The organism is Nocardiopsis mwathae (assembly GCF_014201195.1).
Lineage (GTDB): Bacteria > Actinomycetota > Actinomycetes > Streptosporangiales > Streptosporangiaceae > Nocardiopsis_C > Nocardiopsis_C mwathae.
This window is the reverse complement of sequence record NZ_JACHDS010000001.1, coordinates 4334906-4359813: the sequence shown is the minus strand read 5'-3', so window position 1 is coordinate 4359813 and position 24908 is coordinate 4334906. Positions and strand designations below refer to the sequence as shown.

The 24908-nt window shown below is 69.2% G+C and carries 22 protein-coding genes; 21 read left to right on the top strand and 1 reads right to left on the bottom strand.

Annotation, left to right across the window (positions count from 1 at the left end; all coding sequences use genetic code 11):
- Nucleotides 1-230: 230 nt before the first annotated feature.
- From HNR23_RS18965 to HNR23_RS27560, 20 genes are all read left to right on the top strand, one after another.
- Nucleotides 231-1241, top strand: coding sequence for a Gfo/Idh/MocA family protein (locus HNR23_RS18965; protein ID WP_184077315.1), 1011 nt, complete (start codon nt 231-233; stop codon nt 1239-1241).
- A gap of 79 nt (nt 1242-1320) precedes the next feature.
- Nucleotides 1321-2328, top strand: coding sequence for a 5-dehydro-2-deoxygluconokinase (iolC, locus tag HNR23_RS18960; protein ID WP_343070619.1), 1008 nt, complete (start codon nt 1321-1323; stop codon nt 2326-2328).
- Nucleotides 2328-3212, top strand: a complete 885-nt coding sequence (locus tag HNR23_RS18955; RefSeq protein WP_184077313.1) for a Cgl0159 family (beta/alpha)8-fold protein — start codon at nt 2328-2330, stop codon at nt 3210-3212. The genes iolC and HNR23_RS18955 overlap by 1 nt, the downstream gene beginning before the upstream one ends.
- Complete coding sequence (iolB, locus tag HNR23_RS18950; RefSeq protein ID WP_184077311.1) at nt 3209-4099, top strand: 5-deoxy-glucuronate isomerase; 891 nt, start codon at nt 3209-3211, stop codon at nt 4097-4099. Before HNR23_RS18955 ends, iolB begins: the two co-directional genes overlap by 4 nt.
- 5 nt (nt 4100-4104) lie before the next feature.
- Nucleotides 4105-5985: a 3D-(3,5/4)-trihydroxycyclohexane-1,2-dione acylhydrolase (decyclizing) gene (iolD, locus tag HNR23_RS18945; RefSeq protein ID WP_184077309.1), complete on the top strand. Its 1881-nt coding sequence runs from the start codon at nt 4105-4107 to the stop codon at nt 5983-5985.
- A gap of 26 nt (nt 5986-6011) precedes the next feature.
- Nucleotides 6012-7517: a CoA-acylating methylmalonate-semialdehyde dehydrogenase gene (locus HNR23_RS18940; protein ID WP_184077307.1), complete on the top strand. Its 1506-nt coding sequence runs from the start codon at nt 6012-6014 to the stop codon at nt 7515-7517.
- A 42-nt stretch (nt 7518-7559) separates the two neighbouring features.
- On the top strand, nt 7560-8480 hold the full coding sequence (locus tag HNR23_RS18935; RefSeq protein ID WP_184077305.1) for a TIM barrel protein: 921 nt from the start codon (nt 7560-7562) through the stop codon (nt 8478-8480).
- Nucleotides 8481-8651: 171 nt separating this feature from the next.
- Nucleotides 8652-9629, top strand: a complete 978-nt coding sequence (locus tag HNR23_RS18930; protein WP_184077303.1) for a substrate-binding domain-containing protein — start codon at nt 8652-8654, stop codon at nt 9627-9629.
- Nucleotides 9630-9637: 8 nt separating this feature from the next.
- Nucleotides 9638-10708 (top strand): ABC transporter permease, encoded by a 1071-nt coding sequence (locus tag HNR23_RS18925; protein ID WP_184077301.1) that lies wholly within the window; start codon nt 9638-9640, stop codon nt 10706-10708.
- A gap of 15 nt (nt 10709-10723) precedes the next feature.
- Entirely contained in the window at nt 10724-11734 is a 1011-nt protein-coding gene (locus HNR23_RS18920) for an ATP-binding cassette domain-containing protein (protein WP_184077299.1), read from the top strand.
- 38 nt (nt 11735-11772) lie between these two features.
- Complete coding sequence (locus HNR23_RS18915; protein ID WP_184077297.1) at nt 11773-12777, top strand: Gfo/Idh/MocA family oxidoreductase; 1005 nt, start codon at nt 11773-11775, stop codon at nt 12775-12777.
- Nucleotides 12778-12954: 177 nt separating this feature from the next.
- Nucleotides 12955-13728, top strand: a complete 774-nt coding sequence (locus HNR23_RS18910; protein WP_184077295.1) for an SDR family NAD(P)-dependent oxidoreductase — start codon at nt 12955-12957, stop codon at nt 13726-13728.
- 18 nt (nt 13729-13746) lie between these two features.
- Nucleotides 13747-14511: a crotonase/enoyl-CoA hydratase family protein gene (locus HNR23_RS18905; RefSeq protein ID WP_184077293.1), complete on the top strand. Its 765-nt coding sequence runs from the start codon at nt 13747-13749 to the stop codon at nt 14509-14511.
- Nucleotides 14512-14914: 403 nt separating this feature from the next.
- The gene (locus HNR23_RS18900; RefSeq protein ID WP_184077291.1) at nt 14915-15316 is read left to right on the top strand and encodes a hypothetical protein; all 402 of its coding nucleotides are present in this window, start codon (nt 14915-14917) and stop codon (nt 15314-15316) included.
- A 69-nt stretch (nt 15317-15385) separates the two neighbouring features.
- Nucleotides 15386-15958, top strand: a complete 573-nt coding sequence (locus HNR23_RS18895) for a hypothetical protein (protein WP_184077289.1) — start codon at nt 15386-15388, stop codon at nt 15956-15958.
- Between the two features lie 230 nt (nt 15959-16188).
- Nucleotides 16189-16497 (top strand): hypothetical protein, encoded by a 309-nt coding sequence (locus HNR23_RS18890; protein ID WP_184077287.1) that lies wholly within the window; start codon nt 16189-16191, stop codon nt 16495-16497.
- Between the two features lie 38 nt (nt 16498-16535).
- Nucleotides 16536-16868 carry a hypothetical protein gene (locus HNR23_RS18885; RefSeq protein ID WP_184077285.1) on the top strand — a complete coding sequence of 111 codons (333 nt, stop codon included), beginning with the start codon at nt 16536-16538 and terminating at the stop codon, nt 16866-16868.
- 143 nt (nt 16869-17011) lie between these two features.
- Nucleotides 17012-17248, top strand: coding sequence for a hypothetical protein (locus tag HNR23_RS18880; RefSeq protein WP_184077283.1), 237 nt, complete (start codon nt 17012-17014; stop codon nt 17246-17248).
- 299 nt (nt 17249-17547) lie between these two features.
- Nucleotides 17548-19014, top strand: coding sequence for an amino acid permease (locus HNR23_RS18875; protein ID WP_184077281.1), 1467 nt, complete (start codon nt 17548-17550; stop codon nt 19012-19014).
- A gap of 78 nt (nt 19015-19092) precedes the next feature.
- A complete protein-coding gene (locus HNR23_RS27560) occupies nt 19093-20622 on the top strand; it encodes a phosphodiester glycosidase family protein (RefSeq protein WP_184077279.1) in 1530 nt (509 codons plus the stop codon).
- Between the two features lie 59 nt (nt 20623-20681).
- Here HNR23_RS27560 and HNR23_RS18865 read toward each other — a convergent pair whose 3' ends face one another.
- On the bottom strand, nt 20682-22571 hold the full coding sequence (locus tag HNR23_RS18865; protein WP_221308172.1) for a stealth family protein: 1890 nt from the start codon (nt 22569-22571) through the stop codon (nt 20682-20684).
- Nucleotides 22572-22922: 351 nt separating this feature from the next.
- Here HNR23_RS18865 and HNR23_RS27265 point away from each other — a divergent pair, with 351 nt between their 5' ends.
- Entirely contained in the window at nt 22923-24617 is a 1695-nt protein-coding gene (locus HNR23_RS27265) for a stealth conserved region 3 domain-containing protein (protein WP_221308171.1), read from the top strand.
- The last annotated feature ends 291 nt before the right edge of the window (nt 24618-24908 follow it).

The following is a 24908-nucleotide window of genomic DNA, read 5'->3' as shown; positions in this document are numbered from 1 at the left end:
GGTTCTCCGGATGGGGCCTGCGGGGTGGTCGGAGGATCTTTTACTTACGCGCGCTCGGTCGCGGAAGCTCCCACCAGTCTACGTATTCGACATGTTGCGTTGAGATTACGACGTCCATATGTCTAGACAAAGTATTGACAAGATCTTCACGTCGGGCGTACAAACACTCTCAGGGCTGTGACCCACGGAACAACCCCCTGTTACCTGCATCAACTCCAAGGAGGATGGGCATGCGGATCGGACTCGTCGGCACCGGCCGGATCGGAGCCTCCCACGCCGCCGCGATCGCGGCGCGACCCGAAGTCTCCGAGCTCCTACTCGCCGACGCCGACGGAGACCGCGCCCGCGAGGTCGCCGGGCGCGTCGGCGCCCACACCGCGGGCGACATCGCCACCCTGCTGGCCCCCGGCGCCGTCGACGGACTCGTCATCACCGCCGCCACGTCGGCCCACCCGGAGCTCATCCTCGCCGGGGTCCGCGCCGGGATCCCGGTCTTCTGCGAGAAGCCGGTGGCGCCCGACGTCCCCGGGACCGTCGACGTCCTCCAGGAGGTCGAGAAGAGCGGCATCCCCGTGCACATCGGGTTCATGCGCCGGTTCGACGCCGGATACACCCGCGCCCGCCAGGCGCTGCGCGACGGCGAACTCGGCGAACTGCACCGCGTCCACGCCGTCACCTGCGACGCCGCGCCCCCGCCCGCCGCCTATATCCCCACCTCCGGCGGCATCTTCCGCGACTGCCACGTGCACGACTTCGACATCCTGCGCTGGGTGACCGGCCGCGAGGTCGACGAGGTGCACGCCTACGGTGCCAACCGCGGCGCCGCCTACTTCGCCGAGGCCGGAGACGTGGACACCACCGCCGCTGTGCTGCGTATGGACGACGGAACCATGGTCACCCTGCAGGGGTCCCGCTACAACGGCGGTGGGTACGACGTCCGCATGGAGCTGGCCGGCTCGCGCGGCACCATCGCCGTCGGCCTGGACGAGCGCGCGCCGCTGGTCTCCGCCGAGCCCGGCGTCGGCTTCCCGGCGGGCGAGCCCTGGCAGGAGTTCTGGTCCCGGTTCACCCCCGCCTACGAGGCGGAGATCGGGGCCTTCATCGAGATGGTCGCGAACAAGGGCGAGAGCCCCTGCACGGTGGCCGACGCGCTGGAGGCCGTGCTCGTGGCCGACGCCGCCGACAAGTCCATGCGCGAGGGGCGGCCGGTGCGGGTCGCCGAGGTCCGCCCCGAGCCCTAGCCGCCCCGATCCCGACACGGGCCGGACGAGCGAACAAGGGCAGCTGGCCGCCTGCCACCTTCTACCTTCGGAGGTTCGAGTGAAACCCAGTGACCGCCGGCACACCGATGGCCGATTCGAGGTCGTCACGATGGGCCGCGTGGGCGTCGACATCTACCCCGAGCAGGTGGGTGTCGGGCTGGATCGGGTGCGGTCCTTCGGCAAGTTCCTCGGGGGCAGCCCCACCAACGTCGCCGTGGCCGCCGCCCGCTATGGGCGCGACGCGGCCCTGATCACCCGCACCGGCGAGGACCCCTTCGGCGCCTTCGTGCGCACCGCGCTGCGCGGCTTCGGCGTGGACGACCGCTTCGTCGGCGCCGTCCCCGGCCGTCCCACCCCGGTGACCTTCTGCGAGATCTTCCCGCCCGACGACTTCCCCCTCTACTTCTACGGCCGCGACCCCAAGGCCGCCGACCTGGAGATCGACGCCGCCGAGCTCGACTACGACGCCATCCGGGACGCCGACATCTTCTGGGTCACCGTCACCGGGCTGTGCCAAGAGCCCAGTCGCTCCGCAACCCTTGAGGCGCTCAAGGCCCGGGACAAGCGCGGCATCACCATCATCGACCTGGACTACCGGCCGATGTTCTGGACCTCGCGCGCCGAGGCCCGCGAGGTCGTCGGCCAGGCCCTGCCCTACGCCACCGTCGCCGCGGGCAACCTCGACGAGTGGGACACCGCCGTCGGGCACACCGACCCCCGGTCGGCCGCCGCGGCCGCCCGCGAGCTCGGAATCGACCTGGCCATCGTCAAGCAGGGCCCCAAGGGCGTGCTGGCCGTGGACGGCACCGGCGAGGTGGCGGTTCCGCCCGTCCCGGTCGACGTGGTCAACGGGCTGGGCGCCGGCGACGCCTTCGGCGGCGCGCTCTGCCACGGCCTGCTCTCCGGATGGGACACCGAGTACCTGATGCGCTTCTGCAACGCGGCCGGGGCGATCGTGGCCTCCCGGCTCTCCTGCTCCGATGCCATGCCCACCCAGGAGGAGGTCGAGGCGAAGCTCGCCGAAGCCGCCTCCGCCGGCGCCACCGAGACGGGCGGGGGCCAGTGATGCCGACGACACCGACCGAGCGACTGCGCGAGATCGTCGAGACGCGCGTGCACGACCCCGAGGCCATCACCCGGGCCGCCGCCGAACGGGTCAGGGCGACCTCCCCGGTGGGCGAGCACGGCAAGGCGATGATCATCGCCGCCGACCACCCGGCGCGCGGCGCCCTGCGCGCCGGGGCCCGCCCGATGGCCATGGCCGACCGCGCCGACCTGCTGGACCGGCTGTGCGCGGCGCTGGCCCGCCCCGGCGTCACCGGCGTGCTCGGCACCGCCGACATCCTGGAGGACCTGCTGCTGCTCGGCGCCCTGGACGGCAAGGCCGTCTTCGGGTCGATGAACCGCGGCGGCCTGTCCGGGGCCTCCTGGGAGATCGACGACCGGTTCACCGGCTACGACACCGCCGGAGTCCGGGACATGGGCTTCGACGGCGGCAAGATGCTGCTGCGCCTCGACTACACCGACGACCGCACCCCCGGCACCTTCGAGGCCTGCGCCCGGGCCGTCGACGAGCTCAACGCGGCCCGGCTCATGGCCATGGTCGAGCCGTTCATCTCGCACCGCACCGACGGCGTCGTCAAGAACGACCTGTCGCCCGACGCGGTGACCCGGTCGGTGGCGATCGCCTCCGGCATCGGCCGCACCTCGGCCTACACCTGGCTGAAGGTGCCGGTGGTGGACGAGATGGAGCGCGTCCTGGCCGCCTCCACCCTGCCGGCGCTGCTGCTCGGCGGCGAGCTGTCCGCCGACCCCGAGGCCACCTACGCCCGCTGGGGCGCGGCGCTGAAGCTGCCCACGGTCAAGGGCCTGACCGTCGGCCGATCCCTGCTGTACCCCGCCGACGACGACGTCGTCGGCGCCGTCGACACCGCTGTGGGGCTGCTGTGAGCTCATCCGATTCCAAGCACTACCTTCCCGCCGGAAGCACCGCCTCGGGTCCGTTCGCCACCGTGGTCACGCCCGAGTCCGCCGGGTGGGGATACTCCGGGCTGCGGGTGCTGGAGCTGGCTCCCGGCGCCACCCAGGAGGTCGCCACCGGGGACTCCGAGACCCTGGTGCTGCCGCTCAACGGCGGCTGCACGGTGACGGTCGACGGGCACACCTTCGAGGTCACCGGCCGCGACGACGTGTTCTCCCGGGTCACCGACTTCGTCTACCTCCCGCGCGACGCCACCGCCACCATCACCAGCAGCGGCGGCGGCCGGTTCGCGCTGCCCGCCTCGCGCTGCGAGAGGCGGCTGCCCGCCCGCTTCGGCCCGGCCGAGGACGTCCCGGTCGAGCTCCGCGGCGCCGGGCAGTCCAGCCGCCAGGTCAACAACTTCTGCACCCCGCAGACCTTCGAGTGCGACAAGCTCATCGCCTGCGAGGTACTGACCCCCTCCGCCAACTGGTCCTCCTACCCGCCGCACAAGCACGACGAGGTGACGGAGACCGAGCGCGAGCTGGAGGAGATCTACTACTTCGAGGTCGCCGACGGCCCGGTCGGCCCCGGCGTCGGCTACCAGCGGGTGTACGGCACCGAGCAGCGTCCCATCGACGTGTTCGCCGAGGTCCGCAGCGGCGACGTGGTGCTCATCCCGCACGGCTGGCACGGCCCGTCCATGGCCGCGCCCGGCTACGACCTCTACTACCTCAACGTCATGGCGGGCCCGGGGGACGAGCGCGCCTGGCTGATCTGCGACGACCCCGCCCACGGCTGGGTCCGCCGGACCTGGGTCGAGCAGGACGTCGACCCCCGCCTCCCGCTGTACACCGCCGAGGGTAAGGAGAAGTGAGCCCGGTGACCGAGACCGTCCGGCTGACGACCGCGCAGGCGCTGGTCCGCTTCCTCACAGCCCAGTACTCCGAGCGCGACGGCGTCGAGCAGCGCCTGATCCCCGGGGTGTGGGGCATCTTCGGGCACGGCAACGTCGCCGGCCTGGGCCAGGCCCTGCTGCAGGCCGCCACGATCGGCGACGCCGACCTCCCCTACTACCTCGCCCGCAACGAGCAGGGCATGGTGCACGCCTCGGTGGGCTTCGCCAAGATGCGCGACCGGCTGCAGACCTTCGCCTGCACCGCCTCCACCGGCCCCGGCTCGACCAACATGGTCACCGGCGCGGCGCTGGCCACCACCAACCGCATCCCGGTGCTGCTCCTGCCCAGCGACATGTTCGCCACCCGCGTCCCCGACCCGGTGCTGCAGCAGCTGGAGGACACACGCGGTGGCGACGTCACGGTCAACGACGCGCTGCGCCCGGTGTCGAAGTACTGGGACCGCGTCACCCGCCCCGAACAGCTCATCCCGGCCGCGCTGGCCGCGATGCGGGTGCTCACCGACCAGGTCGAGACGGGCGCGGTCACCCTGTGCCTGCCCCAGGACGTGCAGGCCGAGGCCCACGACTGGCCGGTGGAGTTCTTCGCCCGGCGGGTGTGGCACATCGACCGCCCGCGGCCCGACGAGCACGCGCTGGCCCGCGCCGCCGAGGTGCTGCGCGGCGCGAAGAAGCCGCTCATCGTGGCCGGGGGCGGCGTCGTCTACTCGCAGGCGATGGCGGCGCTGTGCGACTTCGCCGCGGCCACCGGGATCCCGGTGGCCGACACCCACGCCGGCAAGGGCGCGGTCCCCTGGGACCACCCGTGCGCCGTCGGCGGGATCGGCTCCACCGGCACCAAGGCCGCCAACACCCTGGCCCGCGAGGCCGACGTGGTGCTCGGCGTCGGCACCCGCTACAGCGACTTCACCACCGCGAGCCACACCGTCTTCGCCGACCCCGACGTGCGGTTCGTCAACCTCAACGTCGCCCGCATGGACGCCGCCAAGCACCAGGCGACCATGCTGGTGGCCGACGCCCGCACCGGGTTGGAGGCGCTGCGCCGCGAGCTCGACGGCTGGGAGGTGCCACCCGCCCACCGCGAGCGCACCCGCGACCTGGCCGCGGAATGGGCGCGCATCACCGACGCGTGCTACCACGTCGCCCACGGGCCGCTTCCCGCGCAGACCGCCGTACTCGGCGCGCTCAACGAAGAGCTCGACCCGCGCGACGTCGTCATCAACGCGGCCGGAAGCATGCCCGGCGACCTGCAGATGCTGTGGCGCGCCCGCGACCCCAAGGCCTACCACGTCGAATACGCCTACTCCTGCATGGGCTACGAGGTGGCCGGCGGTACCGGCGTCAAGATGGCCGACCCCAGCCGCGAGGTCGTCGTCCTCGTCGGCGACGGCTCGTACCTGATGATGGCCCAGGAGATCGTCACCATGGTCTCCGAGGGGCTGAAGGTCATCATCGTCGTGGTGCAGAACCACGGCTTCGCCTCCATCGGCTCCCTGTCGGAGTCCCTCGGCTCCCAGCGCTTCGGCACCCGGTACCGCTACCGCGACGCCGAGAGCGGAATGCTCGAAGGCGGCGTCCTCCCAGTCGACCTGGCCGCCAACGCCGCCAGCCTCGGCGCCGACGTCATCCGCGCCGACGGCATCGCCGGGTTCCGCGCGGCCATCGCCCGCGCCAAGGCCGCCGACACCACCACCGTGATCCACATCGAAACCGACCTGCAGGGGCCCAACCCGCCCGGCTCGGCCTGGTGGGACGTGCCGGTCAGCGAGGTATCCGACCTCGACAGCACGCGGGACGCCGCCGCCACCTACGCCGCACACAAGGCCGACCAGCGCCACTACCTGTGACGCGCCCCGACGAGAAGGACGAAGCAGTGAGCACCACCGACACCATCCGGCACTGGATCGACGGGGCCGCCACCCCGGGGGCCTCCACCCGCACCGCACCGGTGTGGAACCCCGCCACCGGAGGCGAGCAGGCCCGGGTCCTGCTGGCCGAGCAGGCCGACGTCGACGCCGCCGTCGCCGCGGCCGCGAAGGCCTTCGAAACCTGGGGCGAGTCCTCCCTGACCCGGCGCACCCGCGTCATGTTCCGGCTGCGCGAACTGCTGGTCGAACACGAGGACGAACTGGCCAGGATCATCGCCGCCGAGCACGGCAAGGTCGTCGACGACGCCCGCGGCGAGATCGTGCGCGGCCGCGAGATCGTCGAGTACGCCTGCGGCATCATCAGCGCGCTCAAGGGCGGCTACTCCGACCAGATCTCCACCGGCATCGACTCCTTCGACTTCCGCCAGCCGCTGGGCGTGGTCGCCGGGATCACCCCGTTCAACTTCCCGATCATGGTGCCGCTGTGGATGCACCCCATCGCGATCGCCTGCGGCAACACCTTCGTCCTCAAGCCCAGCGAGCGCGACCCCTCGGCCTCCAACTACGTCGCCGAGCTGTACCGGCAGGCCGGACTGCCCGACGGCGTCTTCAACGTCGTGCACGGCGACAAGGCCGCCGTCGACGCCATCCTCGACCACCCCGGCATCGAAGCCGTGTCCTTCGTCGGCTCCACCCCCATCGCCAAGTACGTGCACGAACGCGCCACCGCCTCGGGCAAGCGCGTGCAGGCGCTCGGCGGCGCCAAGAACCACGCCGTCGTCCTGCCCGACGCCGACCTGGAGTACACCGCCGACCACCTGACCGCCGCCGCGTTCGGGTCGGCCGGCCAGCGCTGCATGGCGATCTCCGCCGCCGTGGCCGTCGGGGAGGCCGCCGACGCGCTGCTGCCGGTCCTGGCCGACAAGGCCAAGGCCATCAAGGTCGGCCCCGGCCAGGACACCGGAAACGACATGGGGCCGGTCATCACCGCTCAGGCCCGCGACCGCGTCGCCTCCTACGTCGCCTCCGGCGTCGAGCAGGGCGCCGTGGCCGTGGTCGACGGCCGCGACCTGACGGTCGAGGGGCACGAGGGCGGCTTCTTCGTCGGTCCGACCCTGCTGGACCGGGTCACCCGGGACATGGACGTCTACACCGACGAGGTCTTCGGCCCGCTGCTGGTGGTGGTCCGCGCCGCCGACCTCGACGAGGCCATCGAGCTGATCAACGCCAACCCGTACGGCAACGGAACCGCGATCTTCACCGGTGACGGCGAGTCCGCCCGCCGCTTCCAGCGCGGCGTACACGTCGGGATGATCGGCGTCAACGTGCCCATCCCGGTGCCCATGTCGCACTACTCCTTCGGCGGCTGGAAGGACTCGCTGTTCGGCGACAACCACATCCACGGCCCCGAGGGCGTCCACTTCTACACCCGGGCCAAGGTCGTCACCAGCCGCTGGCCACACGTCTCCCGGTCCGTCGAGGCCGCGTTCGACTTCCCCACCCACGGCTAGCCCGCCGCCGGACAGCCGCACCGCACACGAAAGGCCGACGACATGACCGCGATGAGCCAGAAGCTGGTCCTGGGTTCCGCCCCCGACTCCTGGGGGGTGTGGTTCCCCGAGGACGAGCACCAGACGCCGTGGAACCGGTTCCTCGACGAGCTCGCCGAATCCGGCTACGAGTGGCTCGAACTCGGCCCCTACGGCTACCTGCCCACCGACCCCGGGCAGCTCGCCGACGAGGTCGGCCGCCGCGGCCTCAAGGTCTCCGGCGGCACCGTCTTCGGCTCCCTGCATCGGCCGGAGAAGTGGGACGAGATGCTCTCCACCGTCCGCAAGGTCGCCGAGCTGACCGCCGCCGTGGGCGCCCACCACCTCGTCTTCATCCCGACGATGTTCCGCGACGAGAAGACCGGGGAGTACTCGGAGTCGCCGACGCTCACCGACGAGCAGTGGGCGGCGCTGAACAAGGGCGCCGACGAGCTCGGCAGGATCCTCCTCAACGACTACGACGTCCGGCTCTGCCTCCACTCGCACGCCGACTCCCACATCCAGACCCAGCCCGAGATCGAGCGGTTCCTCGACGGCACCGATTCCGACCTCGTCTCCCTGTGCCTGGACACCGGGCACGTCGCCTACGGGGGCGGTGACGCGGTCGGCCTGATCCGCCGCTACTCCGAGCGGGTCGGCTACGTGCACATCAAGCAGATGGACCCGGAGATCATCCGGCAGGTCAACGAGGAGAACCTGTCCTTCGGCGAGGCCGTCAAGCGCGGCGTGTGCGTCGAACCACCCGCGGGCGAACCCGCCCCGGACGCCGTCATCGACGCCCTCAAGGAGGTCGACGCCCGCGTCTTCGTCATCGTCGAGCAGGACCTCTACCCGTGCGAGCCGGACGTGCCGATGCCCATCGCCATCCGCACCCGCAAGTACCTCAACAGCTGCGGGCTCGGCGCCCGCTACCAGAAGGCGTGACTCATGAGCTGAACCTCGTCTGAGCACCACCGCTGAACCCGGGCCGCACATCCCCCGGCGGCCACGAGCCCGCCGTCGGCCCGGATTCCCCGCAAGTCGTACCACCCCACCGCGACCTCGGAAGGCATTCCCGCAGATTCACCCCGCACCACCCTCCTGAGAGGTTCCGTCATGAACCACATCCGCAAACTCACCATCGCCCTCGCCGGCGCCGCCAGCCTGGTCATGGTCGCCTCGGCCTGCAGCTCCGAGGGCGGCAGGCAGGACACCGCCGCCGAGCTCGATACGCCTGAGCTGACCATCGCGATGATCACCCACGAGGTCCCCGGAGACTCCTTCTGGGACAAGGTGCGTGCCGGTGCCGAGGCCGCGGCGGCCAAGAGCAACGTCAACCTGGAGTACTCCTCCGACCCGGAGGCCGCGAAGCAGGCCACGCTGATCCAGACCGCCATCGACAAGAAGGTCGACGGCATCGCGGTCACCCTGGCCAAGCCCGACGCGCTGCAGGGGGCGATCGACAAGGCCGTCGAGGCCGGGATCCCGGTCGTCGGCCTCAACTCCGGCATCGAGCAGTGGGAGGAGGCCGGACTCACCCAGTACTTCGGGACCGACGAGTCGGTGGCCGGGGAGGCGTTCGGCGAGAAGCTCACCGAGGTCCAGGCGCAGAAGGCGCTCTGCGTCATCCACGAGCAGGGCCACGTCGGGCTGGAGACCCGCTGCTCCTCGCTCGCCGACACGTTCGACGGCGACACCGACACGCTGTACGTCGACGGCGCGAGCATGCCCGACGTGAAGTCGTCCATCACCTCCAAGCTGCAGGAGGACAAGGACGTCGACTACGTCGTCACCCTCGGCGCCCCCTACGCCATGGGCGCGCTGGACGCGGTCGACGACGCCGGCAGCGACGCCAAGGTCGCGACGTTCGACACCAACGAGGACCTGGTCGGCGCCATCGAGGACGGCCACGTGCAATGGGCCGTGGACCAGCAGCCCTACCTGCAGGGCTACCTGGCCGTCGACGGCCTGTGGCTGTACAACGCCAACGGCAACGTCTCCGGCGGCGGCAAGCCCGTGCTGACCGGTCCCAGCTTCATCGACCAGAGCAACATCGACCAGATCAAGGTGTTCGCCGAGAAGGGCACCCGGTGACCTCGACCATGAGCCACACACTCACCCTCAAGGAGCCACCCGCGCCGGAGGCGTCGGAGAAGACGCTCCGCGTCGGCCAGCGCTCCTTCCTGCGGCGCTTCATGAGCCGCCCCGAAATGGGGTCGCTGCTGGGCGCGATCGTCGTCTTCGCCGTCTTCTTCTCCGTGGCCGAGCCGTTCCGGCAGGCGTCGTCGCTCATGACGGTGCTGTATGCCAGCTCGATCATCGGGATCATGGCCGTGGGCGTCGCGCTGCTGATGATCGGCGGCGAGTTCGACCTGTCGGCCGGCGTCGCGGTCATCACCGCGTCGCTGACCGCCGCCATCCTCAGCTTCCAGCTGAACCTCAACGTGTGGGTGGGCGCCGGCCTCGCGCTGGCGCTCGCCCTGACCATCGGGTTCATCAACGGGCTGATCCTGGTGCGCACCAAACTCCCCAGCTTCCTGGTCACGCTGTCGATGTTCCTGATGCTGCAGGGCCTCAACATCGCCGTGACCAAGCTGATCACCGGCAAGGTGTCCACCGACAGCATCCGCAACATGGACGGGTTCGCCTCCGCGCAGATGGTCTTCTCGTCCTCCGTTCCCATCCCGGGCCTGGGCGTCAGCGTCCGCATCACCGTGCTGTGGTGGCTGCTGTTCGCCGCACTGGCCACCTGGGTGCTGATGCGCACCAAGGTCGGCAACTGGATCTACGCGGTCGGCGGCAACGCCGAGAGCGCCCGCGCCGTCGGTGTCCCGGTGGCACGGGTCAAGATCGGCCTGTTCATGACCGTCGGGTTCTTCGCCTGGTTCAGCGGGATGCACCTGCTCATGGCGTCCGGCGTGCAGCAGTCCGGCGAGGGCGTCGGCAACGAGCTGCTGTACATCATGGCCGCCGTCGTCGGCGGGTGCCTGCTCACCGGCGGGTACGGAACCGTCATCGGCGCGGTCATCGGCGCCCTCATCTACGGCATGACCAAGCAGGGCATCGTCTACGCCGGCTGGGACAACAACTGGATCATGTTCTTCGTCGGAGCGATGCTGCTGCTGGCCGTCGTCGTCAACATGTGGGTCCGCAACCAGACGTCGAAGAGGTGATACGAGGTGAACACGATGACCAAGACCGCCGAACCCACCGACCCGGACCCGGACCCGGGCGCGGCCGCGCCGTCGCCCCGGCACCGGGGTGAGGCACCCGCGCCCGTCCTGCAGCTGAAGGGCGTCGGCAAGACCTTCGGCAACATCAAGGCACTGTCCGGCATCGACCTCAAGGTCGGTGCCGGGGAGGTCACCTGCATCCTCGGCGACAACGGCGCCGGGAAGTCCACCCTGATCAAGATCATCGCCGGCCTGCACGCGCCCACCTCGGGCGAGTACCTGGTCGACGGCGAGCCGGTGCACTTCTCCTCGCCGCGCGAAGCCCTGGACCGCGGGATCGCCACCGTCTACCAGGACCTGGCGATGGTGACGCTGATGCCGGTGTGGCGCAACTTCTTCCTCGGTTCCGAGCTGCGCACCGGGTTCGGCCCGTTCAGGATGCTCGAAGTCGACAAGATGCGCCGCATCGCCGACGAAGAGCTCAAGAAGATGGGCATCGACCTGCCCGACATCGACGCGCCCATCAGCAACCTGTCGGGCGGCCAGAAGCAGGTCGTGGCGATCGCCCGCGCCGTCTACTTCGGCGCCCGCGTCCTCATCCTCGACGAGCCCACGGCGGCGCTCGGCGTCAAGCAGTCGGGGGTGGTGCTGAAGTACATCAACGCCGCCCGCGACGCCGGGCTGGGCGTCATCTTCATCACCCACAACCCGCACCACGCGTTCATGGTCGGTGACCACTTCGCCGTGCTGAAGCTCGGCCGGATGGAGCTCGACGCGCCCCGATCCGAACTCACCCTGGACGACCTCACCCACCACATGGCCGGTGGCGCCGAGCTCGACGCGCTGCAGCACGAGCTCAAGCGCGGAGCGGCGCCCGAGGTCGCGCCGCTGCACGGGGTGTCGGCCGGCGAGATCGGCGGGATGTCGGCCGACGTCACCGCGGCGATCGACGCGGCGGAGGCGGTGGCCGCGGAGGAGGCCTGGAGCGCGCCGGCGGGAAGGGCCGAGCCGCGGTCGGGCGACTGAGCGCCACCGCCGCACTCTCACCGGGAAAGGACTGGAAAATGACCGTCAACGTCGGCGTCATCGGAGCCGGCATGATCGGGGCCGATCACATCCGCAGGCTCTCCACGGTCGTGACCGGCGCCCGCGTCACCGCGGTGACCGACATCGACGCCGACCGCGCCGCGGTGGTCGCCGCGGGTGCGGGCGCACGGGCACTGGACACCGGACAGGAGGTGATCGGTGCCGCGGATGTCGACGCGGTGCTGGTCACCTCCTGGGGGCCGGCGCACGCCGAGTCGGTGCTCGGCGCGATCGCGGCGGGCAAGCCGGTGTTCTGCGAGAAGCCGCTGGCCACCACCGCCGAGGACTGCCTGCGGATCATCGACGCCGAGACCGCGCACGGACGGCGCCTCGTCCAGGTCGGCTTCATGCGCCGCTACGACGCCGGATACCGCGCGATGAAGGAGGTCATCGACAGCGGGGAGATCGGCGACCCGCTGATGGTGCACTGCGTGCACCGCAACCCCGCGGTCCCCGAGCGGTACCACTCGGAGATGGCCACGCACGACACCGCGGTGCACGAGATCGACACGGTGCGCTGGCTGCTGGACGACGAGATCGTCTCGGCGCAGGTCCTCACGCCGCGCCGCACCCGGCACCGGTTCGAGCACCTGCAGGACCCGCAGATAATGCTGTTCGAGACGGCCGGCGGCGCGCGCGTGGACGTCGAGGTGTTCGTGAACTGCCAGTACGGCTACGACATCCAGTGCGAGGCCGTCGGCGAGACGGGCACCGTGCGGCTGCCCGACCCGTCGGGTCCGGTGGTGCGTACCGCGGGTCGGCAGGGCAGCGCGGTCCTCCAGGACTGGAAGGACCGCTTCGCCGCCGCCTACGACGTGGAGATCCAGGAGTGGGTGGACGCGGTCGCGGCGGACACGGCCGCCGGGCCGAGCTCGTGGGACGGCTACGCCGCGGCGGTGATCTGCGACGCCAACGTCGAGGCGCTGCATACCGGGAGGATCGTCGCCACCGGGCTGAAGGACCGCCCGGACTTCTACGCCTGAGGCCACCGAGGGGCCGCGCCGTCGGCCATGGCCTCCTCGGGCACGGGAGGTCGGCGCGTCCCCGGGCACGCCACGAGGGCGCCGTTCACCCTCGTGGCGTGCTTCTTCGCTGGTTCGGAGAAACAAAACCGAACCTCGTTCTAGTTTTTGCGGCGGTGAGTCTGTAGAGTGCCGCGCATGGAGCTGAATGGAGTTGCCGCCCTCGTGTCCGGCGGCGCGAGCGGACTGGGCGAAGCCACCGTCAAGGAACTGGCCGCGGCCGGTGCGACCGTCGTCATCGCCGACCTCAACGCCGAACGCGGCGAGGCGCTCGCCAAGGAGGTCGGCGGCGTGTTCGCCGCCACCGACGTGTCCGATGAGGACCAGGTCGCCGCGGCCGTACAGGCCGCCGTCGACACCGGGAAGCCGCTGCGCGTGGCCGTCTCGTGTGCCGGCATCGGCTGGGCGACCCGCACCGTCGACCGCGAGGGGCAGCCGCACGACCTCGCGAGTTACAAGAAGGTCATCGACGTCAACCTGATCGGCACCTTCAACGTGGTGCGGCTCGCGGCCGCCGCCATGGCGAAGACCGAGCCGATCAACTCCGACGGCGAGCGCGGCGCCATCATCAACACCGCCTCCCTGGCCGGAATCGAGGGGCAGATCGGGCAGATCGCCTACTCCTCCTCCAAGGGCGGCATCATCGGCATGACCGTCCCGGCCGCCCGCGACCTCGCCGCCATCGGCGTCCGCGTCAACACCGTGGCCCCGGGCATCCTCGACACGCCCATCTACGGCCAGGGCCCGGAGTCCGACGCCTTCAAGGAGCGCCTGGCCGCGCCGGTGCCCTTCCCCAAGCGCCTGGGCACCGCAGCCGAGTTCGGCAGGCTGGTCCGCTCGCTGATCGAGATCAGCTACATCAACGCCGAGGTCGTCCGCATCGACGGCGGCCTGCGCATGCAGCCGAAATAAGGAGAGGCGAGCACTGCCATGAGCGACGAGGTGCTGTACACGGCCGAGGACGGCGTCGCCGTCATCACCATCGACCGGCCCCAGGCCAAGAACGCCGTGAACGCGGCGGTGGCCAACGGGATCGCCGAGGCGCTGGACGACCTCGACGCCCGCAAGGACCTGGTGGTCGGCATCATCACCGGCGCCGGCGGGACCTTCTGCGCGGGCATGGACCTCAAGGCGTTCATGCAGGGCGAGGTTCCGATCGTGGAGGGCCGCGGCTTCGCCGGGTTCACCCAGCGCGGCCCCAGGAAGCCGCTGATCGCCGCGGTCGAGGGCTACGCCCTGGCCGGGGGCTTCGAGGCCGTACTCGCGTGCGACCTCGTCGTCGCGGCGGAGGACGCCACGTTCGGCATCCCCGAGGTCAAACGCGGCATGGTCGCGGGCGGCGGCGGACTGCTGCGCCTGCAGCACCGCATCCCGCGCAACCTCGCCATGGAACTCGCCCTGACCGGCGACAAGGTCCAGGCCCCGCGCCTGGCCGACCTCGGCCTGGTCAACCAGGTCACCCCCAGCGGCGGCGCCCTGGCGGGCGCCCGGGAGCTCGCGGCCCGGATCGCCGCCAACGCCCCGATGGCGGTGGCGGTCTCCAAGCAGGTCATCACCGCCTCGGCCGACTGGACGACCGACACCATGTGGTCCCGGCAGGACGAGTTCATCGGCCCGGTCTTCACCAGCCACGACGCCATGGAGGGCGCGGCAGCCTTCGCCGAACGCCGCCCCCCGGTCTGGAAGGGCGAATAGGACCGCGGCCTCCCGGCGTAGGAACGAAACCGCTGGCGCCACCCCGGACCGGGGTGGCGCCAACGCTGTTTCCCACGGCGAAAAGGTCAGACCATTCACGGTCGCTTTCTGCGCCCTCGCCGCGCCAATGCTGACCCTGAGCTAGCCCAAGAATCACCCCAACGTGTCATGGTGGCCGCTCTGACCAGCGATTTCTTGTGATTCGCGGGGATGCGGAGGTGCGCTTGCGCCCCCGGTCCGACTAGTGCACGATATTTCGCAGCACCACACGTGTGTCCAACGCCCGGTCGAACGCCGGGCGTTTTTCTTTGCCATCTTCTATTTGTTTTCGCGCCCGGCGTCCGTGCGCGGAGCTCCGCGTGCGCCCGGCGTTATCTCCATCATCCGAAGCGAGAACCTCATTGTGATCATCCAGCCTTTTGCCGACGTCGAGGGGCTCGTCGTCGAGTACCTCGAATCGCGGGTTCCGGACTTTCCCGTGGAATGGCGGTCGACCGCTGTGGTGGCCGAGTCGTTCACCGAGCGGTCGGCCGGTGACGACCCGCGGCTGTCCGTCCGCTGCGAAGAGGTAGCGGGTAACCACCCCATCACCCAGAACGCGGTCGTGCGGGTCACCTCCTGGGCCGACGACCGTGACAGCGCCAAGACGCTCGCCCACCTGGCGCACGCGGCCCTGATGGAGCACGTCGGGGACCGCGACGTGGTCGCCGTCCGGCAGGTCGACGGCGTCATCGCCGGATACGACCCCGACGTCCCCGAGCCGTTCGCCTCCTTCACCGTGCTGGTCACCCAGCGCCCCGGCTGACCGGGCCACCGGTCGTCGCAATCCGTTCCGCGGCCGCGGGACACCATCGAATGAAAGGGAAATCCATCCATGGGTAATGCAAAGAACGCCTCCGTCTGGGCTTTCGCCGACGTCTATATCGCGCCGCTGGACGCGTCCGTTCCGCGGGGCGGCGAGCCGTTCGGCCCGGAATGGGAGCAGGTCGGCCTGCTCGACGGCGAGGAGGGCTTCACCGAGGCCATCGAGGTCGAGTCCGAGGACCTCTACGCCTGGGGCGGCGTCCTGGTCGCGAGCACGCAGAACAACTTCAAGCTGACCCGGAAGTTCCTGCCCTTCGAGGACAACAAGGTCGTCTACGACCTGATGTACCCGGGCCACGACGTCAGCTTCGACGGCGACGGCGGCTACGCCGGCGCGATCAACGTCCCGGACCTGCAGGCGAAGTTCAAGATCGCCTTCGAGACCCGGACCGGAAACACCATCAAGCGCACCATCTCGGCCAACTACGCGATGGTCGCCGAGCGTGGCGAGGCCACCGAGAACGCCGCCGAGCTCGCCAAGCGCGAGATCACCGTGGCGATCTACCCGACCGACGCGGACGCCGACGGCAAGGCCACGCTCTTCCACACCTACAAGGGCGAGGCGACCTCGGCGACCGAGTAAATCCACCCACCACCCGACGGCCCGGCCCGACCCGGCGCGGGCCGACCGTCCTCAGCCGGATCGGCCTGCGGAGCAGGCCGTCCGCCACTGACCGGATCGGGCCGGGAGGTTCGCGCGGTTCACCCCGGCCCGGTCCCAACCCCGCACAACGAACCGCGCACCCGCCGGGCGACCGACCGATCGCCCGACGATATCCACTCCGATGTATGGCTTCAGGAAGGAACCGCGCCATGACCGAGACCCACACCGGCACCACCGGCAGCGCCGCCCCCGCGATCCAGGCCGAGGCGGTGAAGTCCGCCGAGCACAAGCGCCTCACCCTGGCCGGCGAGGAGTACCTGCTCCCGCCCTCCTCCGAGGACTGGTCGCTGGAGACCATGGAGGCCTTCGAGGAGGGCAAGGTGGTCTCCGCGGTCCGCAGCCTGCTCGGCGCCGAGCAGTGGCAGCGGCTCAAGGCGACGGGCGCGACGCTCAGCGACCTGAACAAGCTGGCCGAACAGATCGCCACCGCCTACGGCTTCGACAACGCGGGGGAATAGCGCGCCTCCTCCGCCTGGTCCGGAACCATCCGGACGCGGTGGAGGCCGACCTCGCACGCTACTACCGGATCGAGCTCGCCGACCTGTGGAGGGGCCGGATGACCCTGCGCCGCCTGGCGGTGCTGGTCCGCCACCTCCCTCCGGAGTCGGCGACCTTCCGCGCCCTGGGCGGGGACGGCTGGACGCTCGGCCACTACCTCCAGGCCGACCTCGTCCACGCCATGACCGGCCAGGCCCACCCCGCCGACCCGCGCATCAAACGCGCGGAAGACGAGAAGAGGGCCCGCCTGGCCGAGGCCCAGCGCCGCGCCGAAAAGCGACGGCACGCGCTGGGCGCTTCCGCACCGGAGGAGCAGGCCGGTCCCCGGTGACTCCTCGGGCACCGGCTGCTGAGAGGAGCGGGATAGCAGCCGGGCCCGCCCTCCGGGTCGGGGTTTCGCAGGGCGACCGCCCTGACCCCCACATCGAAGGTTGGGGTCGGCGAACGAGAAGGAGAGGAAGAAGGAGTTCCCACTTGAGTGATGAGAAACCGTACGCGGTGGTGACGGTGGCCGATGTGTTCGCGGAGGTCCGGGCCATGTCCGGGCAGCTGTCCGCGATCGGCACCCAGCTGGCCGCCATGGAGCGGCGGGTGGCCGACCTGGAGCAAAGGGCGGACGCCACCGACCGGTGGCGCTATGCGCTACCGATCTCCACCCTCTCCGCTCTCGTCGCCGCGGTCGCGGCGGTCCTGACCGCCGTGCTCAGCTGACGAGGCCGGGCGCGACCGCCGTCGACGACGGGTCCCCGTGCCGCTTCCCCGGCTCACGCCGCTCCGGTCAGGGAAGCGGCACGGCGGCCGGGAAGCGGCGCTGTCGGGGCGCAGGGCCCGGCCAGGCGGAAATCTTGCGGCCGGGTGACGCCGCCGCAGGCTCGACACCGTCGGTTTTCCCACAGAGTTAACCGGAAATTATGGGATGACTGGTTGTCAGGGTCACTGGGTGACCTGCGTTACGCTCGCTCCTTGGGCCGATCGGCCCGACTGCAACGGAGCAGAGAAGCGGGGGATCCATGAGCGAAGAGACTCTGGAGCGCGACCCCGAGCGATCGACAGGCAAGCACGTCGACGCCGGAGACGCCGGGTACAGCAAGACGCTGAAGGCCCGCCACATCAACATGATCGCCATCGGCGGCGCCATCGGCACGGGGCTCTTCCTCGGAGCCGGCGGACGGCTCCATGACGCCGGCCCCGCGCTCGCGCTCGTCTACGCGGTCTGCGGTGTCTTCGCCTTCTTCGTGGTCCGCGCGCTGGGCGAGCTCATCCTGCACCGGCCCTCATCGGGATCCTTCGTCTCCTACTCGCGCGAGTTCATGGGGGAGAAGGGCGCCTACGTGGGCGGCTGGCTCTACTTCCTCAACTGGGGCACGACCGGTATCGCCGACATCACGGCCGTCGCGATGTACACGCACTACTGGAGCATGTTCAGCGACATCCCGCAGTGGATGATGGCGCTGGCCGCACTCTCGGTCGTGCTGCTCGTCAACCTGATCTCGGTGAAGTTCTTCGGCGAGCTGGAGTTCTGGTTCGCGATCATCAAGGTCGCCGCACTCGTCCTGTTCATGCTGATCGGCATCGGCCTGCTGGTGACCGGCCACCAGGTGGGCGGCTACGAGAGCGGCCCGCACCTGCTCGTCGAGAACGGCGGCTTCTTCCCCAACGGGCTGCTCCCGGTCGTGCTGGTCGTCCAGGGCATCGTCTTCGCCTACGCGTCGGTCGAGCTGGTCGGTGTCACGGCGGGGGAGACCGCCGAGCCCGAGAAGATCATGCCCAAGGCGATCAACTCGATCATGTGGCGGATCGGCATCTTCTACGTCGGCTCGGTGCTGCTGCTGGCCATGCTGCTGCCCTTCGGCGTCTACGAGGCCGGCACGAGCCCGTTCGTGACGGTCATGACCGAGCTCGGCGTCCCGGCGGCGGGCGACGTGATGAACCTCGTCGTGCTGACCGCGGCCATGTCCAGCCTCAACTCCGGGCTGTACTCCACCGGCCGCATCCTGCGCTCGATGGCGATGTCGGGCTCCGCACCGGGCTTCACCGGCGTCATGAGCAGGAGCCAGGTCCCCTACGGCGGGATCCTGATGACGTGCGCCGTCTACGCGCTCGGCGTCGGCCTGAACTACCTGGTGCCCTCCCAGGCCTTCGAGATCGTGCTGAACTTCGCGGCGATCGGCATCATCGGCACCTGGGGCATGATCCTGCTGAGCCACCTCCTCTTCTGGCACCGCACCGAACAGGGCCTGCTCGAACGCCCTTCCTACCGGCTGCCCTGGTCGCCCTGGACGCAGATCATCACCCTCGCGTTCTTCGCCGCGGTCCTGATCCTGATGTGGTTCGACGAACCCGCCGGGCGGATCACGGTGCTGTCCATCCCGGTCATCGCCGCCGCACTGGTCGTCGGCTGGTTCTGCGTCCGCGGCAAGGTCAACGCCATTGCGGCTGAACGTGCCGGCGACGAGGCTCACTCGGAGGCTCGTTAGAATTTTCGGGTGATAAGCGCCCTGTGGCAGTGGAGAAGTGGACTCATCCCCTTTCTTGCCATCGCCATGGTGGTGGCCGTGGCGCTCGTCGTCCTCACCGCCCGCGAATCCGTGAGCGGGAGTGACGACAACATCAACTCGGTCTTCGTTGGAACCCCGGACGTCAGTGAACTGGCGCCCGGGGTTCGCCTCTATGAGGGACTCCTCGCCGATGGTTCAGCCGACTGGGCTGTGACCCTCCGGCACCGCGGCTACGAGCGTCCACAGGTCCTCGGCTCCCATGAGGACGCGCTAGCCGCGATCCGACAGCTCAAGGCCCTGGGCTTCAGCGCATCGGCCGAGGCAGCGCTGTGGCCGGAGGGAGTCATCACCTCGGGCGGGAAAGCCGGATGGATAGTCCGGCTTGACGATCGGTACGAGACCCAGGACGCCGCGCAACCGGACGCCGACGTTCTGTCCTCCGCAGGGCTCGACGTGGTCGTGGAATGGACCGGCGTAGATCCGCACGAACATCGGCGGAGGGTACAGGCCGCCCTGATCGTCATCGATCCGAAGCAGACCGAGGGAAAACTCACCCCCGATTACGGCTCGGCCCTCGGCGAGCGAGAAACGGTGGCATCGATGGCGGAGAACGCTGGCGCGGTGGCCGCGGTCAACGGGGGATTCTTCGTCACCTCCGGGCGTGACGGTATTCCGGGAACTCCGGCCGGGATCGGCTTTTACGCCGGCGAGCTCGCTTCGGAGGCCACCAACGGTCGGGTCGCGGTCGTCCTGGAAGGTGACGGCCTCGATCCCCTCTTCGTGGAGCTGGTGACCGAACTGACGGTGGCGGCTGCGTCCGCGGAACGGGAGATCGATGGGATCAACCGTGTTCCCGGGAAGATCCGCAATTGCGGAGGTGTCGGCGGAGACATCCCGACCGAACGTCCCAAGCACGACTTCACCTGCACCGACTCCGACGAGCTCGTCCTGTTCACTCCGGCGCTGGGGGTCGAGACTCCCGATATCGACGGCCACGAGGTGGTCTTGGACAAAGACGACAAGGTGGTAGGCGAGCGCGTACCGGGAGGAGACGTGCCGCCGGACGGCTCCACGATCCAGGGGATCGGTGAGGGGGCCGACTGGCTGGCGGAACATGCCCAACGAGGTGCCGAACTGCGCATGACCCAACGCATCCGGGATACGCGTGGACGGGTGGTCCGCGCCGGTCCCCGGGCCGGGATCGTCAACGGGGGACCGTGGCTGGTCCGCAACGGCGAGGTTGAGGTCGACCTGCAAGGCGACGGCCTGATACGGAAGAACGACCGGTCATTCGGCTACACGTGGGCGGTGAGGCGGCACCCCCGCACGTCGATGGGGGTCGACGGCCGGAGCCGGATTCTGCTGCTGGCCGCCGCCGGCCGCCAGCCCGGAGTGAGTGACGGATTGGGGCTGCACGAGGTGGCGGCGACCATGCGGAAGCTGGGCGCGCGCGACGCCGTCGCGCTGGACGGAGGCGGTTCGACGACGATGGTCGGCGGCGGCCGCGTTGCCCTGGTGGGCAACGCATCATCCGGGGAACGCGCGGTAGGTGACGCCTTGGTGCTGAAGGCCGGGGGAGGGAGGTGAACGAAAGGCGGCCCCTACCGTCGTAGGGACCGCCTTGCCGCTACCGGCAGCCGTGTCGATCAGGCGGAGTCGCGCTCGAACGGTGACGGGAATGGGAAGTACTCGTCGAGGAAGTCGCCGATCCGCTTGTGTACGCTCTCGCGCATATCCTGCGGGACGTCGACGTCGTTGACACAGAAGAAGTCGAACCGCCGGTTCTTCGTGAGGTCGGTGAGGCGGGACTCCGCGTCGTCCCGGCTGATGTTCACATAGCGGAACTTGAAGGAGCCGCGCATCCCGTACCCGGCCATCAGCGCGTGGTTGTAGTGCAGAGGGGCCGTGACCGCGATGTCTTCAGGGGACCGGAAACGCGACCGCATGGTGCGGTCGAAGTCGGCGGGGAACCTCTCCTCCAGCTCATGCAAGTAGGACTGCCGCTGCGGTAGCGGTGTGTGCATGAAGTTGTTGGTGGTGAACCGCCCGTACTCGCCCTTCAACAACCGCCGAACGTTCTTGCTGGCAGCGTTCGTCGCGGTCTCCCGGGAATGCGCGTCGCCGAGTCCGATCTTCAGCGGAGACATCGGAACCCGCATGATCCCGCTCCCCTGAAAGAAGTGCTGCGGCGTCACCGGCCGCCCCACGAACACATCATCGTTGAAGTACAGATAGTGCTCCGACAGCCCCGGAATGTGGTGCAGCCGCGTCTCGATCGCATGCGAGTTGAACACCGGCAGCACACCCTCAGGGAAGATCTCCCGATGGTCCACGACCCGCACACCCGGAACCGACGTATCCAGCCACCGCGGCACCTGCCCGTCCGTCACCACATAGATATTCCGCACGAACGGCGCATACATCCACACCGAACGCAGCGAATACCTCAGCTCGTCATGGCTGGTGTACCGGGATTCGTTGGTCTCTTTGTCGAGGATCTCGGCGAGTTCGCCACCCGTGCGGTATCGGTTGCGTTTCTCGCGCATGGCGGGCTCGTCACCATCGACCCACGTATAGACCACATCGATCGGAAAATCGACGTCGTCCACGGTCAACTCGGTGAACGGCTGGAACGTCGCCACGTCACGCTCCCGGACCCGCACCCAGGCCGGCTTCTGCTCGCTGGGCGGAACCACATCGGAGACCCGGTTGCGGCGCGGTGCCACCAGGGCCTCGGAGAACACCTCCTCGGCGGCTTGGAGCTGCAACTCGGCGAGCCGCTGCTGCCCGTCTGCGCCGGCCAGCACCGCGGCTCCGTCCCGCCAGAACTCCACGTCACACGCGAGGTCCGCACCCGCGACGACCTGCCCGGCAGGACCCAGCAGCACCTCCCCGACACGCACCACCGCCGCATCACGCACTGCCTTGGGCAGGCCGCCATCGGCGAAGAGCGCCGCGTGGATCAGCCGGTCGGCACCCCGTGGGCGGCCGATGAACGCACCGCTGTCGGCGTGGCGTTCCTCCATCGCTGCCAGCAGCCGGTCCCGGTCCGCCATGTTCACACCGACGGTGTGCCGGACCCGGCTGGTGCCCGGGACCAGGAAGTAGGAGATGCCGACCGCGTCGCAGGCATCGACCACCAGCCCAAGGTTTCGGGCAGCGGCCTCGGCCGCGGTGAAACGCTCGACGACCCGGCCGCACACGACCTGATCACCCAGCGACACCTCGCGCAAGGCCGGGTCACCCGAGAACAGCGCCTGCCGACGAGCAGACGCACGCATACGCCATGCACGCTCGACAAGCGCACGCTTCAAGTGGGAACGCTTGGCTTGCAGGCCCATGGTGGAGTTATGCCTCCCTCGCCCACTGGGGCGTGTGAACAGGAGCGCCTCATGTGCGGGGCGCGGGGGACGTGGATCCGGGTTGTTCGGCACGGAGGTAGGAGCCCATGATGCCGCCGCCTGGATTAGGGGGAAACGCGCTGTTCGTACAGCAGCGCAGGCAAGGCTACCCCACATACGGGACGTTTCGTGCATTGCAAGGGTGGGCGGCTGATCTCACCTGCTGTTCTGCGGATTCCGATTGACGGGAGAGCGGAAAGTCGCGAAGTCGTTCCCGGGTGTCGCCACTTTACGCGTTCGGGTGCGTCGAGTGGAGCTGGATGTGCACTGGTTCACACGGGCCCCATGGGGTCGTAGTTCTTTATGATGCAATTTCGTTATGCGAGGTTAATCCGGCTTGGAGGCAAAGTGTCCTGATAAAGCAACATTTGTTAGTGTCTCTCCGGCTGTTGCCCCCCACACCTGGACGGCTCAGTGCGTGGCACTGAGTCATGGTCGCCTGGACCGACGTCCGGTCAACGGCCGTATCGAGGACGGACCCCCACAGTGAAAGATTCGGTCAAGGGCCTGCGTCACGCCGTAGGCAGGAAAAAGCGTGCGCTTGTCGAGCGTGCATGGCGTATGCGTGCGTCTGCTCGTCGGCAGGCGCTGTTCTCGGGTGACCCGGCCTTGCGCGAGGTGTCGCTGGGTGATCAGGTCGTGTGCGGCCGGGTCGTCGAGCGTTTCACCGCGGCCGAGGCCGCTGCCCGAAACCTTGGGCTGGTGGTCGATGCCTGCGACGCGGTCGGCATCTCCTACTTCCTGGTCCCGGGCACCAGCCGGGTCCGGCACACCGTCGGTGTGAACATGGCGGACCGGGACCGGCTGCTGGCAGCGATGGAGGAACGCCACGCCGACAGCGGTGCGTTCATCGGCCGCCCACGGGGTGCCGACCGGCTGATCCACGCGGCGCTCTTCGCCGATGGCGGCCTGCCCAAGGCAGTGCGTGATGCGGCGGTGGTGCGTGTCGGGGAGGTGCTGCTGGGTCCTGCCGGGCAGGTCGTCGCGGGTGCGGACCTCGCGTGTGACGTGGAGTTCTGGCGGGACGGAGCCGCGGTGCTGGCCGGCGCAGACGGGCAGCAGCGGCTCGCCGAGTTGCAGCTCCAAGCCGCCGAGGAGGTGTTCTCCGAGGCCCTGGTGGCACCGCGCCGCAACCGGGTCTCCGATGTGGTTCCGCCCAGCGAGCAGAAGCCGGCCTGGGTGCGGGTCCGGGAGCGTGACGTGGCGACGTTCCAGCCGTTCACCGAGTTGACCGTGGACGACGTCGATTTTCCGATCGATGTGGTCTATACGTGGGTCGATGGTGACGAGCCCGCCATGCGCGAGAAACGCACGAAGTACATCGGTGAAACCGAAATCGATATCGCCGATCGCGAGTTCGGTGAGTCGAGGTATACGAGCCATGACGAGCTGAGGTATTCGCTGCGTTCGGTGTGGATGTATGCGCCGTTCGTGCGGAATATCTATGTGGTGACGGACGGGCAGGTGCCGCGGTGGCTGGATACGTCGGTTCCGGGTGTGCGGGTCGTGGACCATCGGGAGATCTTCCCTGAGGGTGTGCTGCCGGTGTTCAACTCGCATGCGATCGAGACGCGGCTGCACCACATTCCGGGGCTGTCGGAGCACTATCTGTACTTCAACGATGATGTGTTCGTGGGGCGGCCGGTGACGCCGCAGCACTTCTTTCAGGGGAGCGGGATCATGCGGGTTCCGATGTCTCCGCTGAAGATCGGACTCGGCGACCCCCACTTTGAGAACCCTGCGCCCAACTCCGCTGGCAAGAACGTTCGGCGGTTGTTGAAGGGCGCGTACGGGCGGTTCACCACCAACAAGTTCATGCACACACCGCATCCGCAGGTGCGAACGTTGCTGCATGAGCTGGAGGAGAGGTTCCCCGCCGACTTCGACCGCACCATGCGATCCCGCTTCAGGTCGATCACTGACATCCCTCCGATCTCATCGAGTCACCACCATGCCCTGATGACGGGACGGGCTGTTCGTGGTGGTTTCACCTTCCGTTACATCGACGTCGGCAAGCCGGACGCCGGGGATAAGCTCGCCAAGCTTGGCGCCACCCGAAAGTTCGACTTCTTCTGCGTGAACGATGTCGACTCTCGGCACATTGACGGACCGAATCTGGAATCGATGGTGACGGATTTCCTGGAGGCGTACTTCCCGTGCGTCGCCCCCTGGGAGCTGTGAGACCAGGGCTCTCCGCCTTCGGGTGGGGAGCCCGAATCCTGCCCTGCGGCCGTGCGAGGCCGGTAGGCGACATTGATCGCACGCCTACGGTCGGCTCTATGGCTTTTCCGATCGACCGATAATAGGACAAGAAGAGGCGAAGTATGCTCCTCGGTGAAGTCGAGGATGGGCTGCTTCCCTGCGGAGGCTCAGGCGGTCCGGCCCCTGCATGCGGTCCTGCTCGCCGCTGAATTTATTCCTCGCTGAGGGTTGCGCTCGCGACTCCGATTTGGCACGATATTTCGCAGCACC